This is a genomic window from Bacillus cereus group sp. BfR-BA-01383 (assembly GCF_022663495.1).
Taxonomy (GTDB): Bacteria; Bacillota; Bacilli; order Bacillales; family Bacillaceae_G; genus Bacillus_A; species Bacillus_A cereus_AU.
Map to the genome: position 1 here is coordinate 126,051 of NZ_JAKUFP010000008.1, position 14,259 is coordinate 140,309.

The window sequence follows — 14,259 nt, forward strand, 5'->3', positions numbered from 1 at the left end:
GTGAGAAAATGGAGCATATTCAAAATTCATTTGCAAAATTAATGGAGAATAAAAATTTTAAAAATAGATATGAAGTATTAAAAGCAGAAGTGATGGCACACCCGCGTGTGAAAGAATTTATAGACGAACATAAAGGTGAAGTAACGACTTCGATGATTGAGCGCAGTCTTGTGAAGTTATATGAATATATTGGACAAAGTGTAGGTTGTGCGGATTGTCCGGATCTAGGGTCGTGTAAAAATATGTTGCAAGGATATGAGCCAAAGCTTGTTATCCAAGGTAAGATGATTGATATTCAATATGATCGTTGCATTAGAAAAGTAGCATATGATGAGAGAAAGAAATATGAAAAACTTGTTCAAAGTGTATATATGCCAACTGATATTTTACAGGCAACGATGGAAAACTTAGATCCGTCCGATTTAGATGCACGTATTGATGCAATTGGGGCAGCGAATGAATTTTTAAGCACATATAAACCAGGTGAAAAAGTGCAAGGTTTATATTTGTACGGTAAATTTGGTGTAGGGAAAACATATTTGTTAGGAGCAATTGCGAATGAGCTTGCCCGAAAGAAAATAAGTTCGATGCTTGTATACTTCCCTGAATTTTTACGCGAAATTAAAAGTTCGATTCAAAATAATTCGATTGGGGAAAAGATCGATGCAGTAAAACGCGTACAAGTGTTAATGTTAGATGATATTGGAGCAGAAGCGATGTCAAGCTTTGTACGTGACGATGTGCTCGGTGCAATCTTACAATTCCGTATGCTAGAAAACTTGCCGACGTTCTTTACGTCCAACTTTGATTTCAAGGAGTTGGAACACCATTTAACGTATACACAGCGCGGTGAAGCAGAAGAAATGAAGGCAGCCCGTATTATGGAACGAATTAAATATTTAGCGAAACCAATTTCGATTGGTGGGAAGAATCGTCGTCATAAGTAAAGAGCAAGCTGAGAAGCTTGCTCTTTTTTTCGTTTCGGATATTTTTTCAGAGTAGTCGAATTGTAAAATGGACAGTTCTTATTGAAAATTCATAGTAGCTTGTATCATTTTTTTCTCCCTCCCTTAATATATATAAAATTAGCAAGCCATATCGAGTGGATTTTCTAACGATAGGAAATGTAATTCTACTAAGAGTGAACTTCCACAGGACGGACTCTTATAGGATTTGTAACGTATAGATACAATCCTTTAGAGCAGGGATAAAAGGGGGGACAAAAGTGATTGAAATTTGCTTCGAAGAAAAAAATGATGCTATGCACGTATATAGACAACTACTGAAAAGAGCGGAAATGTTATATAAGGAAACGAGTGTGTACTTACAGGAACAGAAAGTTGTGATTCACATACCAGTACGTGAATCGAATTATATTGAAAAGATTTTATTGCCAGTAATGGTGTATTTCATTGTGAATGTGAAACAAAATGAGTGGATTTATACAATTTTAAAAGAAAAGTTTTTTTATGAAGAACAAGAAGAGTGCCATCAAATATTGCATATGGCACAAGAAATTTTAAAGGGAAGAAGAAAAGGGGTTACTCGTGAATTAACACGTCATACATTTGAATCGTATATAAAGTCTTCTTTAAACAATTGGGTTTGTGATCCGCTCTCATTCTCATTTTCATCATATGTTCGTTTTCGTCTTCGTACATATAGGGAGATGGTAGCTAGGCTTGCGGAAGTGGCAATTGATGAGTATAAGATGGAACAAGAATATCAAATGTTCATCGAGATGCTCCGGCAACAAGTTAGCAGTCGGAAGTCACGTTTGTCCTGTATACATCTTATTTTTGACGAAAGTTTTATTTTCTATGATGATAAAGGTAGACGTTTAAAACAAGAGAAATTGGTCCAATATATAGATGAGGATTTGTTAAAGCAAAAGGATGTATATATTGATACGAAAGTAATTGCACCACTTCTTTCTATTTCGCCGAAAAAAATTTATTTATATACGAAAGAACAAGACCATAATATGATTATTACTTTGCGAAATGTATTTCAAGAACGCCTACAATTACATGGATTGCATGAGTTTGAGCGCAATGTGAAAAATTTAAAAAATAAAGGTAACGCCCTTGATTTTCTAAGTTTTTGAGCATATAATTACCTACATAAATGAAATATATTGAAATGTCATGATGAGGACATGAGTAGTTTTCTACGATTTTCAGAGAGGGAAGCCTTAGGGTGTGAGCTTCCTAGTACGGGATTATTACTTACCACCTCTAAACTTTAGCAGTGAACGATTTTTCTAGTAATTGCTAACGGACAACACCGTTATGTTGAACTTGAGCAATTAACAATAATGTTAATTGGAACAAGGGTGGAACCACGAATTCAACACTCGTCCCTTTTTACGGGATGAGTGTTTTTTATTTTGAAAAAAAAGAGGAGTGACCAGTGATGGCAGATGTAGTTAAAATTACTTTCCCTGATGGAGCTGTGAAGGAGTTTCCAAAAGGCGTAACAACTGAAGAAATCGCAGCTTCTATTAGCCCAGGCTTAAAGAAAAAAGCTGTGGCTGGAAAATTAAACGATGAGATGATCGATCTTGTTACACCAATCGAAGAAGATGGTGCAGTTTCTATTATTACATTAGATTCTGAAGATGGCTTATACATTTTACGCCATTCAACAGCCCACCTTTTAGCCCAAGCGTTAAAACGTTTATATAAAGATGTTAAGCTTGAGCTTGGTATTGGTCCAGTAATCGAAAATGGCTTCTACTACGATATCGATATGGAAGAAGCAATTACAGTTGAAGACTTCAAGAAAATCGAAAAAGAAATGCAAAAAATCGTGAACGAGAACTTAGAAATCGTTCGTCATGAAGTACCACGTGCAGAAGCACTTCGTCGCTTTGAAGAAATTGGCGATGAGTTAAAATTAGATTTAATTAACGATCTTCCAGAAGATGCAGTTATTTCAATCTATGAGCAAGGCGAATTCTTCGACCTTTGTCGTGGTGTTCACCTTCCATCTACAGGGAAAATTAAAGTGTTTAAATTATTAAGCGTTGCAGGTGCTTACTGGCGCGGCGATAGCAATAATAAAATGCTACAACGTATTTACGGTACTGCATTCGTTAAGAAAGCAGAATTAGATGAGCACTTACGTATGCTTGAAGAAGCGAAAGAGCGCGACCACCGTAAATTAGGTAAAGAATTAAAGCTATTTACTAATAGCCAAAAAGTAGGACAAGGTTTACCGCTTTGGTTACCAAAAGGTGCAACAATTCGCCGTATTATCGAGCGTTACATCGTTGATAAAGAAGCAAGCTTAGGCTATGATCACGTATATACTCCAGTACTAGGAAGCAGAGAGCTTTATGAAACTTCTGGTCACTGGAACCATTACCGTGACGGTATGTTCCCATCAATGGAAATGGATAATGAAGAATTAGTTCTTCGTCCAATGAACTGCCCTCACCACATGATGGTTTATAAAAATGATATTCACAGCTACCGTGAATTACCAATCCGTATTGCGGAACTTGGAACAATGCACCGCTATGAAATGTCAGGTGCGTTATCTGGATTACAACGTGTACGCGGAATGACTTTAAACGATGCGCACATTTTCGTTCGTCCAGATCAAATTAAAGAAGAGTTAAAACGCGTTGTGAACTTAACTCTAGAAGTGTACAAAGATTTCGGTTTAGAGAACTACTCATTCCGTCTATCTTATCGTGATCCAGCAGATACTAAAAAGTATTATGCTGATGACGAGATGTGGGAAAAAGCACAAGGTATGTTAAAAGAAGCGATGGATGAAATGGGTCTTGATTACTACGAAGCTGAAGGTGAAGCAGCATTCTACGGTCCAAAACTTGATGTTCAAGTTCGTACTGCTCTTGGAAAAGACGAAACACTTTCAACTGTACAATTAGACTTCTTACTTCCAGAACGCTTTGAATTAAATTACGTTGGTGAAGACGGTAAACAACATCGTCCAGTTGTAATTCACCGTGGTGTTGTATCAACTATGGAACGCTTTGTTGCCTTCTTAATTGAAGAATACAAAGGTGCATTCCCAACTTGGTTAGCTCCAGTTCAAGTACAAGTAATTCCAGTTTCTCCGCAAGTACATTTAGACTACGCGAAGAAAGTACAAGATGAATTACGACGCGCTGGCATCCGTGTTGAATTAGATACTCGTGAAGAGAAAATCGGTTACAAAATCCGTGAAGCGCAAATGCAAAAAATTCCGTACATGCTTGTAGTAGGTGACAATGAAGTAACTGAAAACGGCGTAAATGTACGTAAATATGGTGAACAAAAATCAGAAACAATCGCATTAGATGCTTTTGTTGACATGATTAAAGTAGAAGGCAAACGCTAAGACAAAGCCGCGGTATACCGCGGCTTTTCTATGTAATATAAGTGAGGAAAATTAGAAAAAATAACCAAGTGACACTTATCATAAAAAAGTATTGCAAGTATGCTAGTTGTTTGTTACAATATTTCTTGTTGTTAGTAAAACACATCGCGTCTTCTTGACAGACGTCATGTCCTATGATAAACTCATCAAGGATAATAGAATATTGTTTTGTGGAACAAGTAGAAGCACCCGCTTCTCACCTGATGGACGCATTCGCAGTTAGCAGGTAAATGTATTTCTTACTTAAGATTTTACAAGTGTGGGTGTCGTATGCCCGCACTTTTTTTGTCGGGTTCTATGACTACAAAATATGTTCTGAGAAAACCTTGGAGGTGGCTTACTATTAGCAAGGATATGATGATTAACGAGCAAATTCGTGCACGTGAAGTACGTTTAGTTGGTGCAAATGGCGATCAACTTGGAATCAAGTCTCGTAATGACGCTTTAGACTTAGCTGCAAATCTTAATCTTGATTTAGTATTAGTTGCTCCAAATGCGAAACCGCCAGTATGCCGCATTATGGACTACGGTAAATTCCGCTTTGAGCAACAGAAGAAAGAAAAAGAACAGCGCAAAAATCAAAAAGTAATTAGCATGAAAGAAGTTCGTTTAAGTCCAACAATTGATGAACACGACTTTAACACAAAACTTCGTAATGCTATCAAGTTTTTAGAGAAAGGCGACAAGGTTAAAGCGTCAATTCGCTTTAAAGGACGTGCCATTACTCATAAAGAAATCGGTCAACGTGTTTTAGATCGCTTCTCAGAAGCTTGTGCTGAAGTTAGTACAATCGAATCTAAGCCTAAAATGGAAGGACGTAGTATGTTCTTAGTTTTAGCACCGAAAAACGATAAGTAATAGATAGAGGAGGAAATACCTATGCCTAAACAAAAAACTCATCGCGGCGCTGCAAAGCGTTTCAAAAAGACTGGATCAGGTAAACTGAAACGTTCTCACGCTTACACAAGCCATTTATTCGCTAACAAATCTACAAAAGCTAAACGTAAACTACGTAAAGCTGGTGTAGTAAGCGCTGGTGACTTCAAACGCATTCGTCAAATGCTTGACAACTTAAAATAAGTTCGGCTGATATATAGAACAATTAGGAGGTAATATTATGCCAAGAGTAAAAGGTGGTACAGTTACTCGTCAACGTCGTAAAAAAGTAATAAAATTAGCAAAAGGTTATTACGGTTCTAAAAATACATTATTCAAGGTTGCTAACCAACAGGTTATGAAATCTCTAATGTATGCATTCCGTGACCGTCGTCAAAAGAAACGTGACTTCCGTAAATTATGGATCACACGTATCAACGCAGCAGCTCGTATGAATGGTCTTTCTTACAGCCGCTTAATGCACGGTCTTAAAAATGCTGGCATCGAAGTTAACCGCAAGATGCTTGCTGACTTAGCTGTTCATGACGAAAAAGCTTTCGCTGAATTAGCAACAGTTGCAAAAAACAACATTAACTAATTAATCAAAACCTTAGAAGATTTTTCTTCTAAGGTTTTTTTATTTGTATTTATTATTTGTAAAATTCTCCATTTATTATCGATATGACAAAATTAATATAAAAATCATAGCAATATAAAAGAATATATATATAAAGCAGGAGAATCCTCCTGCCTTTTTTTATTTGCACTCATTCTTAATGAAGTGTATCTTTCCTAGCCGAAACGACACTGCTATAATGGAAAGATGATATGGAACTTTCATCAGATAAAGTAAAACTTTAATCAGTGGTGTACTACCCTCGGCTAAGTATTAGCGATAACCAATCGGGTGAACAATCTAATAGTGATGATTGAAACGTATTTGTAAATTAAGGACAAGCTATCTTTATAAAGATGTAGGTAGCTGACTTGTTAATAAGAACTGAAAAATAATAATGAACTTTGAGATGAAACAACATTGTTGCGTAAAATGCGATGTTGGAGGAGGACAATAGAATGGACTTACTACAACTATTTAAATTACAAAAAGAATTAGATGACCGTATTGTGAAAGAACATGACTTACAGCCGAAAAAGTTGTTGAAAGAAAAAATGTTAGCTCTTCTTGTAGAAATTGGAGAACTTGCAAACGAAACACGTTGTTTTAAATATTGGAGCAAAAAACCAGCTTCGGAACGTGAAGTAATATTAGAAGAATACGTGGATGGTTTGCATTTTATTTTATCAATCGGAATTGATTTAGGTATTGATAAAAACTTCCTATTCTATAAATGTGCACAAACGAATAAAACACAAGTAGAAATTTTCTTAGACACATATGCGAAAGTGATTCGTTTTACAGATCAACCATCTATTACGAACTATATTGAATTATTTACAAGCTATCTTCGACTTGGACAAGCGCTTGAATTTGAACAAGAAGAGATTGAAAAGGCTTATTTAGATAAAAATGAAGTGAATCATCAGCGTCAAACACAAGGATACTGATTTAATTTTTGAATATTTCAATTTAATTATTGTATAATGAAGTGACTGAAGAAAAAGGAGGGTGTTGGCAATGACAAAATTAGACTCGACATTGACAATGCTAAAAGAATTAACGGATGCACGTGGTATTGCTGGTAATGAGCGTGAACCACGTGAAGTAATGAAGAAATATATCGAGCCGTTTGCGGACGAACTTTCTACTGATAATTTAGGAAGTTTAGTTGCGAAAAAAGTAGGGGAAGAAAACGGCCCGAAAATTATGGTTGCAGGTCATTTAGATGAAGTTGGCTTTATGATTACGCAAATTGATGACAAAGGTTTCCTTCGTTTCCAAACGGTTGGTGGCTGGTGGTCACAAGTTATGCTTGCACAGCGCGTAACGATTGTAACGCGTAAAGGAGATGTAACAGGTGTAATTGGTTCAAAACCACCGCACATTTTACCTCCAGAAGCACGTAAAAAGCCAGTTGAAATTAAAGACATGTTCATCGATATCGGTGCTTCTAGCCAAGAAGAAGCGACAGAGTGGGGCGTACGACCTGGAGATCAAGTTGTACCTTACTTTGAATTCCAAGTGATGAAGAATGAAAAAATGTTACTTGCAAAAGCATGGGATAACCGAATTGGTTGTGCAATTGCGATTGATGTATTAAAACAATTAAAAGATGAAAAGCATCCAAACGTTGTATATGGCGTAGGGACTGTACAAGAAGAAGTCGGTCTTCGTGGTGCAAAAACATCTGCAAACTATATTAAACCAGATATCGCATTCGCAGTAGATGTTGGTATCGCTGGGGATACACCTGGTGTAACGGCAAAAGAAGCACAAAGTAAAATGGGTGATGGACCGCAGATTATTTTATATGATGCTTCTGTTATTGGTCATACAGGTTTACGTGACTTTGTAGTTGATGTTGCTGATGAGTTACAAATTCCATACCAATATGATTCTGTAGCGGGTGGTGGAACGGATGCAGGAGCAATTCACATTGCTGTAAACGGTATTCCATCTATGGCAATTACAATTGCGACACGCTACATCCATTCACATGCGGCAATGTTACACCGTGATGATTATGAAAATGCAGTGAAGTTAATTGTAGAAGTTATTAAACGTCTTGATAAAGAGGCTGTACATAACATTACATTTAATTAATAAGAAAAAGCGAAGGATAACCACCTTCGCTTTTTATGTTTTAAAAAGGCCTTTCTAATCCTGCGGCAGTATGGGTTCCTAAAATAATTAAGCGCGTTAATTGCATTGCCATAAAATGTGGGGTATAGATCATACCCTTTTTAAGCCATGACATAATCATTCCTAGATGAGCACCAGTAACATAGCTAATGAGGATATCACGAGGGACCATAAGCTTTTCGTCGTTCGGCTGTGAAATAGATAAGCTTAAAGTTAAATATGTTTGAATTGTTTTCAGCATTTTATGAGTATAGTTTCCAGCTGCTTTATCACCAAGCATAACGTTATAAAACTTAGCGTTTTCTGCAATATGCTCAAATAAAGCCAAAAATGTCGGATGTGGTGAATCGAATGTCAGTTGAAACTCTTCTTTATTTCTAATTTTCGGTTTAATTACTTCCGTTAACTTCTCTAACATTTCTTCAATACTTTTTTCTAATAGGTCATATTTATCGTGGTAGTGGCTATAAAACGTAGCACGGTTTACAGGAGCACGTTCTGCGATATGTTGAACAGTTACATTTTCAAAACCTTTTTCGCCTACTAAAGCGACAAAAGCATCCTGTATGAGTTGTCTCGTCCGCTTTACACGTGGATCATTTGTATTTTTAATAGACATTTTAACTTCTCCTCGTTTAGTTTTTTTTACTTAAACAACATATTGGTATTATATTGTTGTTTAACCGACATTTCATACTCAAATTGTCGGTTGTAGATTCAAAATAATTATTTATAATTATAAACGATAGTCCTTCAGTAATCAGCACCGCTCGCAGGCAGACGAATTACAGTTTACACTGCAGATGGTGTGATTTTTTTGTTTAAAAGTTAATATAATTAACAATTAAACAATATAAACAATAAGGATGTAAATAGTTTAGAAAAAAATTATATGCGATATAAGGAGAGGAATGCAATGAATCAGTTTCGAAGAATGGTAATTATCAACATTATCACATTGATTGTATTAGTTGGCGGCGGTATTGGCGGTTATTACTATTACAATCAAACGGAAAACTATTTAAAAACAGACAATGCAAAAATTGACGGAAAGGTAATTCCAATTGCGTCACCAGTAGCAGGTAAATTAACCGACTGGAAAGCTGAAGTGGGCAAAAATTACAATGAGAACGATAAATTAGGTGCTGTTACTGTAGCGGCAGCAAATGGAGAACAAACAGTAGACGTAACAATTCCGCAAAATGCAACAGTTGTACAATCAAACGCAACAACAAATGCGTTCGTTGGAGCAGGTAGCCCAATTGCTTACGCATTTGATATGAATAACTTATGGGTAACAGCAAACATTGAAGAAACAACGATTGATGATGTTCAAAAAGGCCAAACAGTAGATGTGTATGTAGATGCATACCCAGATACAACGTTAACAGGAAAAGTAGAACAAGTTGGATTAACAACAGCAAATACATTCTCAATGTTACCATCAAGTAACGCAACAGCGAACTATACGAAAGTAAAGCAAGTTGTACCAGTTAAAATTTCTTTAGACCATAGTAAATCAGTAAATATTGTTCCTGGAATGAATGTGTCAGTTCGTATTCATAAGTAAGGGGGAGATGAGATGTCCTCAATTGCAATTGTAGGATATGCACTATTTTGTATAATCGTCTTCTTCCTTGTAAATCGTCTTTTACGAAAGAAAAAAACGAACGTGGGAGAAGAACAAGTCCCAGCCGTAAGTAAAATAGAAGTAAGTAAGGTAGAAACAGTAGAGAAAGAAATTAAACAAAAACAAGAAACAGAAGCTTCTAACGTTGTGGAATTAGAAACAGGGAAGCAAGAGCAAGTAAAACAGGAAAAAGAAATGCTGAAGAGACAATTGCCGATAGAGAATGTGAATGTAAAGGCAGTTGTAACTGTATTAATTCTTGGTATGTTCATTTCTATTTTAAATCAAACGATCATTAATGTTGCATTGCCTCCGTTAATGAACGAATTTAACGTATCAACTTCAACGGCCCAATGGTTAATTACAGGCTTCATGCTTGTAAACGGAATTTTAGTGCCGATTAGTGCCTTTTTAGTTTCACGATTTACGTATCGTAAATTATTCGTAGCTGCAATGTTATTCTTCACGGTAGGATCTATCATTTGTGCTACATCAGGTAACTTTACAATGATGATGACGGGCCGCATTATTCAAGCGGTCGGTGCAGGTATTTTAATGCCAGTTGGTATGAATATCTTCATGACATTATTCCCACCTCATAAACGCGGAGCAGCGATGGGGTTACTAGGGGTAGCGATGATTTTAGCACCAGCTATCGGACCAACTATAACAGGTTGGGTGATTGAAAATTATAGCTGGAACTTAATGTTCTACGGTATGTTTGTGGTCGGTTTAATTATTACGTTCTTATCTTTAAAATTCTTCACACTAGCACAGCCGGTGTCTAAAACAAAGTTAGATGTATTTGGTGTTATTAGTTCAAGTATTGGACTAGGAAGCTTATTGTACGGATTTAGTGAAGCTGGAAATAATGGTTGGACTAGTGCAGAAGTTATTATAACACTGATCATCGGTGTCATTGGTTTAGCAGTATTTATTTGGAGAGAGTTAACAACGGACAATAAAATGCTTGATTTACAAGTGTTTAAATATCCAACGTTCACTTTCACATTAGTAATTAACGCAATCGTAACGATGGCATTATTCGGAGGTATGTTATTACTTCCGGTATATCTGCAAAATATTCGTGGCTTTACGCCGATGGAATCTGGTCTACTACTCCTTCCGGGATCATTAATTATGGGGATTATGGGACCAGTAGCAGGTAAACTATTTGATAAGTATGGCATTCGCCCGTTAGCAATTGTCGGATTAGCCATTACAACATTTGCGACATATAAATTTACAACGTTATCGATGGATACACCGTATATCGTTATTATGACGGATTATATTATACGTTCAATTGGTATGTCATTCATTATGATGCCAATTATGACAGCTGGTATGAACGCACTGCCGATGAAATTAATTTCTCACGGTACAGCAACGCAAAATACGTCAAGACAAGTAGCTGGTTCAATTGGAACAGCGATATTAATCACACTTATGACGCAACAAACTACTGCTCACGTAGCGGATTACGGCAATATGTTAACAACATCAAATCCAATTTTAGTTGATAAAGTTCATGGAATGGGTCAAAGCTTAGCGGCATTAGCCGGATCAGCACAAGCAGGAGATGCAATGAGTACGCAACTATTATTTGGGCAAATTTCAAAGCTATCTGCAATTAACGGTATTAATGATGCCTTCTTAATTGCAACAATATTAGCAGGTATCGCTTGGGTGTTATCATTCTTCTTACCATCCGGCAATAAACGAAATAGAAAAGCAGGGAATTAATTTCCCTGCTTTTTTATGTTTTCATGTAGTTAGATATAAAAGATGATAAGCAGTCACGGAGCACAGCCCTGTTATAAACAAAATCGTCCCCATATAACGAATACTAGATATTTTCCGTCCGCTTATAATAGTTAATAGTCCAGCTAAAGAGAAGCAACACCAATATAAAGTTCCCGAAATTGGAACCATCCTCTCTAAATCTATTCCATAACCTATACAAATGATAGGAACAATGATAAGTAATACACTAATCAATCCAGCTATAAAGGTAAGTAATTTGCGATATTTAATTCCGGCAGCGATTAAAAAACTGCCAACGATGAATTCGCATAACATCAAAATAAGAGCCAAAATCATCCAAGTTAATAGTCCAAACACTTCTATATTACCTCCGATTTGTGGATTTCTAAAAAACTATTGGATATAGAATGAATCCCCTACAGACATGAGTTGCCAGAAGATAACCCCTAATATTCCAGCAATAAAAATAATAAACCCCATATTACGTATACTTTTAATTTTTGCTTGTAATCCACTTAATCCCGCCAATAATCCAGTTAAAGAAAACAGTATCCAATATAAAGTAGTTGAAATAGGAAGGATTGTATCGCTATTCACCCCCATACCCCAAAAAACAAAAGGTAGTGTGACAAAGGAGAGGCTGAGTAGCCCTATTAAACCAACAAGTAATTTGCGATGTTTAATGCCAGTAATAATTAAAAAAATACCACAAAAAAATCCGCATAAAACAAGAAGTGGCATATAAAAAATCCAAAGTAAGCTCAACATAAATAATCTCCTTCTATGTAATGAGTTATATTTTACTACATGAGGGTTATTTTGGATATTATTAATAAATATATATAATTTGATAGAAATGTGTAGTAATGATACGAATGATCGAAAAGTGTTAACAGAAGAAGAGTTTGAAGTTGCTATAAAAGAATGAAAGAGGCATCGGGATGATACCTCTTTTTAACTTAAAAACGCCAACGTATTATTCATAATATGAAATAACATAGCTGGAATAATGGAATTTGTTTTCTTACATAAAATCGCCATTAAAAGTCCCATGAAGAAGGTGATTACCATGACTCCGAGTGAGTATGTGTGTGCGATACCGAAGAAGAAACTCGTTAAGACTGCTGCAATCCAAAATGGAAAGCGTTCTGAGAAGAAGCGAAGTATGAAGCCACGGAAAATGAGTTCTTCAAAAATGGGTGTGAGTATTGCAAAGCCAATAAGTAGTAATGTTTGATATTGATTAAAAACTTCTAAGTTTAGTGCAGAAGATTGTTGTTTTGTTGCGTCTTGAAATACATAATTTGACATGATGAAATTAAGAAGAATATTTAATGCGAAAAACAGGAACAAGTATATGTATGTACGCCATTCTTTGAGTGCCCTAAAGTTAAATGCCTCTAGTAATAGTCTTTTTGCAGGTTCGTATTTAAAAATGAAGAACAATAAAATCCCTAGTTGCAATGCGATACTTGTAGTATTTGCAATAGAATCATATAAGGCTATTTGCTTTTTATTTGTGAGACCAGCTGTATAAATCATTAAAGGTAATGCTAGAAATAAAGTGATAAGTCCGGTTCCAAAAAAGGCAAATAAGACAGAGCTAATAAATTGCCCCCATGACATGGAGTGTTTCTGTTCGTATGGAAGTTGTGTAGTGGATTGCATGTATAAAATCACCTCTTTTATATTTTTATATATAATTATAAAGTATTGTTATTTATAATGTTATGTTCAAATATTACATACAAAGTTAGAATTTTTTAAATTGAACTTCTTGTTACATGATTAGTAAAAATAATAAAAGAGGTATCACCCTATAGTGATGCCTCTTTCTCATTGATAACTATGTTCTGCCTTGTTATTTGATTTCGATTGCTCTATTTGCAATTCACGTTCTACCAATCGATCTAACTGCTGCATTGCTTTTAACGCTTTTTCATAAGAAATCGTTCTATAATGGTGCGCTCCGCCGGGTTCTTCATCTGCTTCATCCGCCCATTTAATAATGTTTTGCAGAGATGTTCTTTCAATTTCTTGTTCCACTAAGAAAGAATCTGTATGAAGAAGAATTGCGATAGAAATTTCTTTTGCTAGTTTCGGATGTTCTCCTAATCTAATAAGCAATTTGTGAGCTCTTTCTGCCCCTTTAATTGCATGTATATCATTCTTTTTATATAAGTCATAGTCCCATTCGCCGCCTGTGTACCACGTATGATGTCCAATATCATGAAGGAAACCAGCCTTTGTCGCAGCATCGACTGAGGCGTGATGCTTTTTAGCTAAGTGAAACGCATGGTAAGCGACAGCAATCGCATGGACCATTCCAGAACGATTTACATATTTTTGTGTAATGTGGTGTTTAAAAACTTGTTCAAGCGTAATACGGTGCATAAAACATTCACTCCTTTTATCTAATGGTGTATATGAAGAAAATCGATCGGTTTAAATGTATTTTGAACATTGTACTCCATCAATCAGCGTTAGTAAAGTAGAAATGTTTAGGAAAAGAAAAATTTTGTGGACATAAAAAAATCACCTTAGTTTTTTCTAAGGTGATTTTTTTATTGTTTATTTTTTTAATCCTTGCTCCAGTGTTTCTAACATTTCGTGTTTTTCATTTTCATCAGCATTTTTCCAAATGACTTCAAATAAAACGCCAAGACCTGGAAGCATTTTTTCTTCACCGCTTTGAATTGCATCGACAATCGTTTCTTGTAATTGGTCTTGTGAATTTCCAGATACATTCGCTAATACAGCACCGCGTAGATTAAAACTCATCACTTTCACCTCTTCTTCAGAATTGAAACTGACGTTAGTTTTTGTTCTTTTT

16 protein-coding genes and 2 other annotated features are annotated in these 14,259 nt (G+C 35.8%); of the genes, 10 read left to right on the forward strand and 6 right to left on the reverse strand.

Annotated elements, in window-relative coordinates; all coding sequences use genetic code 11:
- Positions 1 to 8 precede the first annotated feature (8 nt).
- The 8 genes from dnaI (at position 9) to MR065_RS10910 (ending at position 7,990) form a co-directional block, all read left to right on the forward strand.
- Positions 9 to 947, forward strand: a complete 939-nt coding sequence (dnaI, locus tag MR065_RS10875; protein ID WP_097905769.1) for a primosomal protein DnaI — start codon at positions 9 to 11, stop codon at positions 945 to 947.
- 278 nt (positions 948 to 1,225) lie between these two features.
- Positions 1,226 to 2,107 carry a putative sporulation protein YtxC gene (ytxC, locus tag MR065_RS10880; RefSeq protein WP_242213647.1) on the forward strand — a complete coding sequence of 294 codons (882 nt, stop codon included), beginning with the start codon at positions 1,226 to 1,228 and terminating at the stop codon, positions 2,105 to 2,107.
- Between the two features lie 31 nt (positions 2,108 to 2,138).
- Positions 2,139 to 2,367: a binding site (T-box leader), on the forward strand.
- Between the two features lie 48 nt (positions 2,368 to 2,415).
- Entirely contained in the window at positions 2,416 to 4,353 is a 1,938-nt protein-coding gene (gene thrS, locus MR065_RS10885; protein ID WP_242213649.1) for a threonine--tRNA ligase, read from the forward strand.
- Positions 4,354 to 4,563: 210 nt separating this feature from the next.
- Positions 4,564 to 4,684 (forward strand) — a sequence feature (ribosomal protein L20 leader region).
- Between the two features lie 62 nt (positions 4,685 to 4,746).
- Positions 4,747 to 5,250, forward strand: coding sequence for a translation initiation factor IF-3 (gene infC / locus MR065_RS10890; protein ID WP_000973214.1), 504 nt, complete (start codon positions 4,747 to 4,749; stop codon positions 5,248 to 5,250).
- A 21-nt stretch (positions 5,251 to 5,271) separates the two neighbouring features.
- Positions 5,272 to 5,472, forward strand: coding sequence for a 50S ribosomal protein L35 (gene rpmI / locus MR065_RS10895; RefSeq protein ID WP_001125945.1), 201 nt, complete (start codon positions 5,272 to 5,274; stop codon positions 5,470 to 5,472).
- 37 nt (positions 5,473 to 5,509) lie between these two features.
- Positions 5,510 to 5,866, forward strand: a complete 357-nt coding sequence (gene rplT, locus MR065_RS10900) for a 50S ribosomal protein L20 (protein WP_001138362.1) — start codon at positions 5,510 to 5,512, stop codon at positions 5,864 to 5,866.
- Between the two features lie 476 nt (positions 5,867 to 6,342).
- Positions 6,343 to 6,834 carry a dUTP diphosphatase gene (locus MR065_RS10905; protein WP_242213650.1) on the forward strand — a complete coding sequence of 164 codons (492 nt, stop codon included), beginning with the start codon at positions 6,343 to 6,345 and terminating at the stop codon, positions 6,832 to 6,834.
- Positions 6,835 to 6,904: 70 nt separating this feature from the next.
- Positions 6,905 to 7,990, forward strand: a complete 1,086-nt coding sequence (locus tag MR065_RS10910; protein WP_098990550.1) for a M42 family metallopeptidase — start codon at positions 6,905 to 6,907, stop codon at positions 7,988 to 7,990.
- 40 nt (positions 7,991 to 8,030) lie between these two features.
- Here the strand turns inward: MR065_RS10910 and MR065_RS10915 are convergent, their stop codons facing one another.
- The gene (locus MR065_RS10915; protein WP_128280769.1) at positions 8,031 to 8,648 is read right to left on the reverse strand and encodes a TetR/AcrR family transcriptional regulator; all 618 of its coding nucleotides are present in this window, start codon (positions 8,646 to 8,648) and stop codon (positions 8,031 to 8,033) included.
- A gap of 297 nt (positions 8,649 to 8,945) precedes the next feature.
- Between MR065_RS10915 and MR065_RS10920 the strand changes: the two genes are divergently transcribed.
- A complete protein-coding gene (locus MR065_RS10920; protein ID WP_071771032.1) occupies positions 8,946 to 9,599 on the forward strand; it encodes an HlyD family secretion protein in 654 nt (217 codons plus the stop codon).
- Positions 9,600 to 9,611: 12 nt separating this feature from the next.
- Complete coding sequence (locus MR065_RS10925) at positions 9,612 to 11,405, forward strand: DHA2 family efflux MFS transporter permease subunit (RefSeq protein WP_242213651.1); 1,794 nt, start codon at positions 9,612 to 9,614, stop codon at positions 11,403 to 11,405.
- A gap of 21 nt (positions 11,406 to 11,426) precedes the next feature.
- Here MR065_RS10925 and MR065_RS10930 read toward each other — a convergent pair whose 3' ends face one another.
- The 5 genes from MR065_RS10930 to sspI form a co-directional block, all read right to left on the reverse strand.
- Positions 11,427 to 11,783: an ammonia permease gene (locus MR065_RS10930; protein WP_242213653.1), complete on the reverse strand. Its 357-nt coding sequence runs from the start codon at positions 11,781 to 11,783 to the stop codon at positions 11,427 to 11,429.
- A 36-nt stretch (positions 11,784 to 11,819) separates the two neighbouring features.
- Positions 11,820 to 12,194 (reverse strand): DNA-binding protein, encoded by a 375-nt coding sequence (locus MR065_RS10935; RefSeq protein WP_242213654.1) that lies wholly within the window; start codon positions 12,192 to 12,194, stop codon positions 11,820 to 11,822.
- Positions 12,195 to 12,380: 186 nt separating this feature from the next.
- On the reverse strand, positions 12,381 to 13,094 hold the full coding sequence (locus MR065_RS10940; protein ID WP_242213655.1) for a CPBP family intramembrane glutamic endopeptidase: 714 nt from the start codon (positions 13,092 to 13,094) through the stop codon (positions 12,381 to 12,383).
- A gap of 168 nt (positions 13,095 to 13,262) precedes the next feature.
- A complete protein-coding gene (locus tag MR065_RS10945) occupies positions 13,263 to 13,820 on the reverse strand; it encodes an HD domain-containing protein (RefSeq protein ID WP_097905780.1) in 558 nt (185 codons plus the stop codon).
- A gap of 177 nt (positions 13,821 to 13,997) precedes the next feature.
- On the reverse strand, positions 13,998 to 14,207 hold the full coding sequence (gene sspI, locus MR065_RS10950) for a small acid-soluble spore protein SspI (protein WP_000009509.1): 210 nt from the start codon (positions 14,205 to 14,207) through the stop codon (positions 13,998 to 14,000).
- Positions 14,208 to 14,259: the final 52 nt, after the last annotated feature.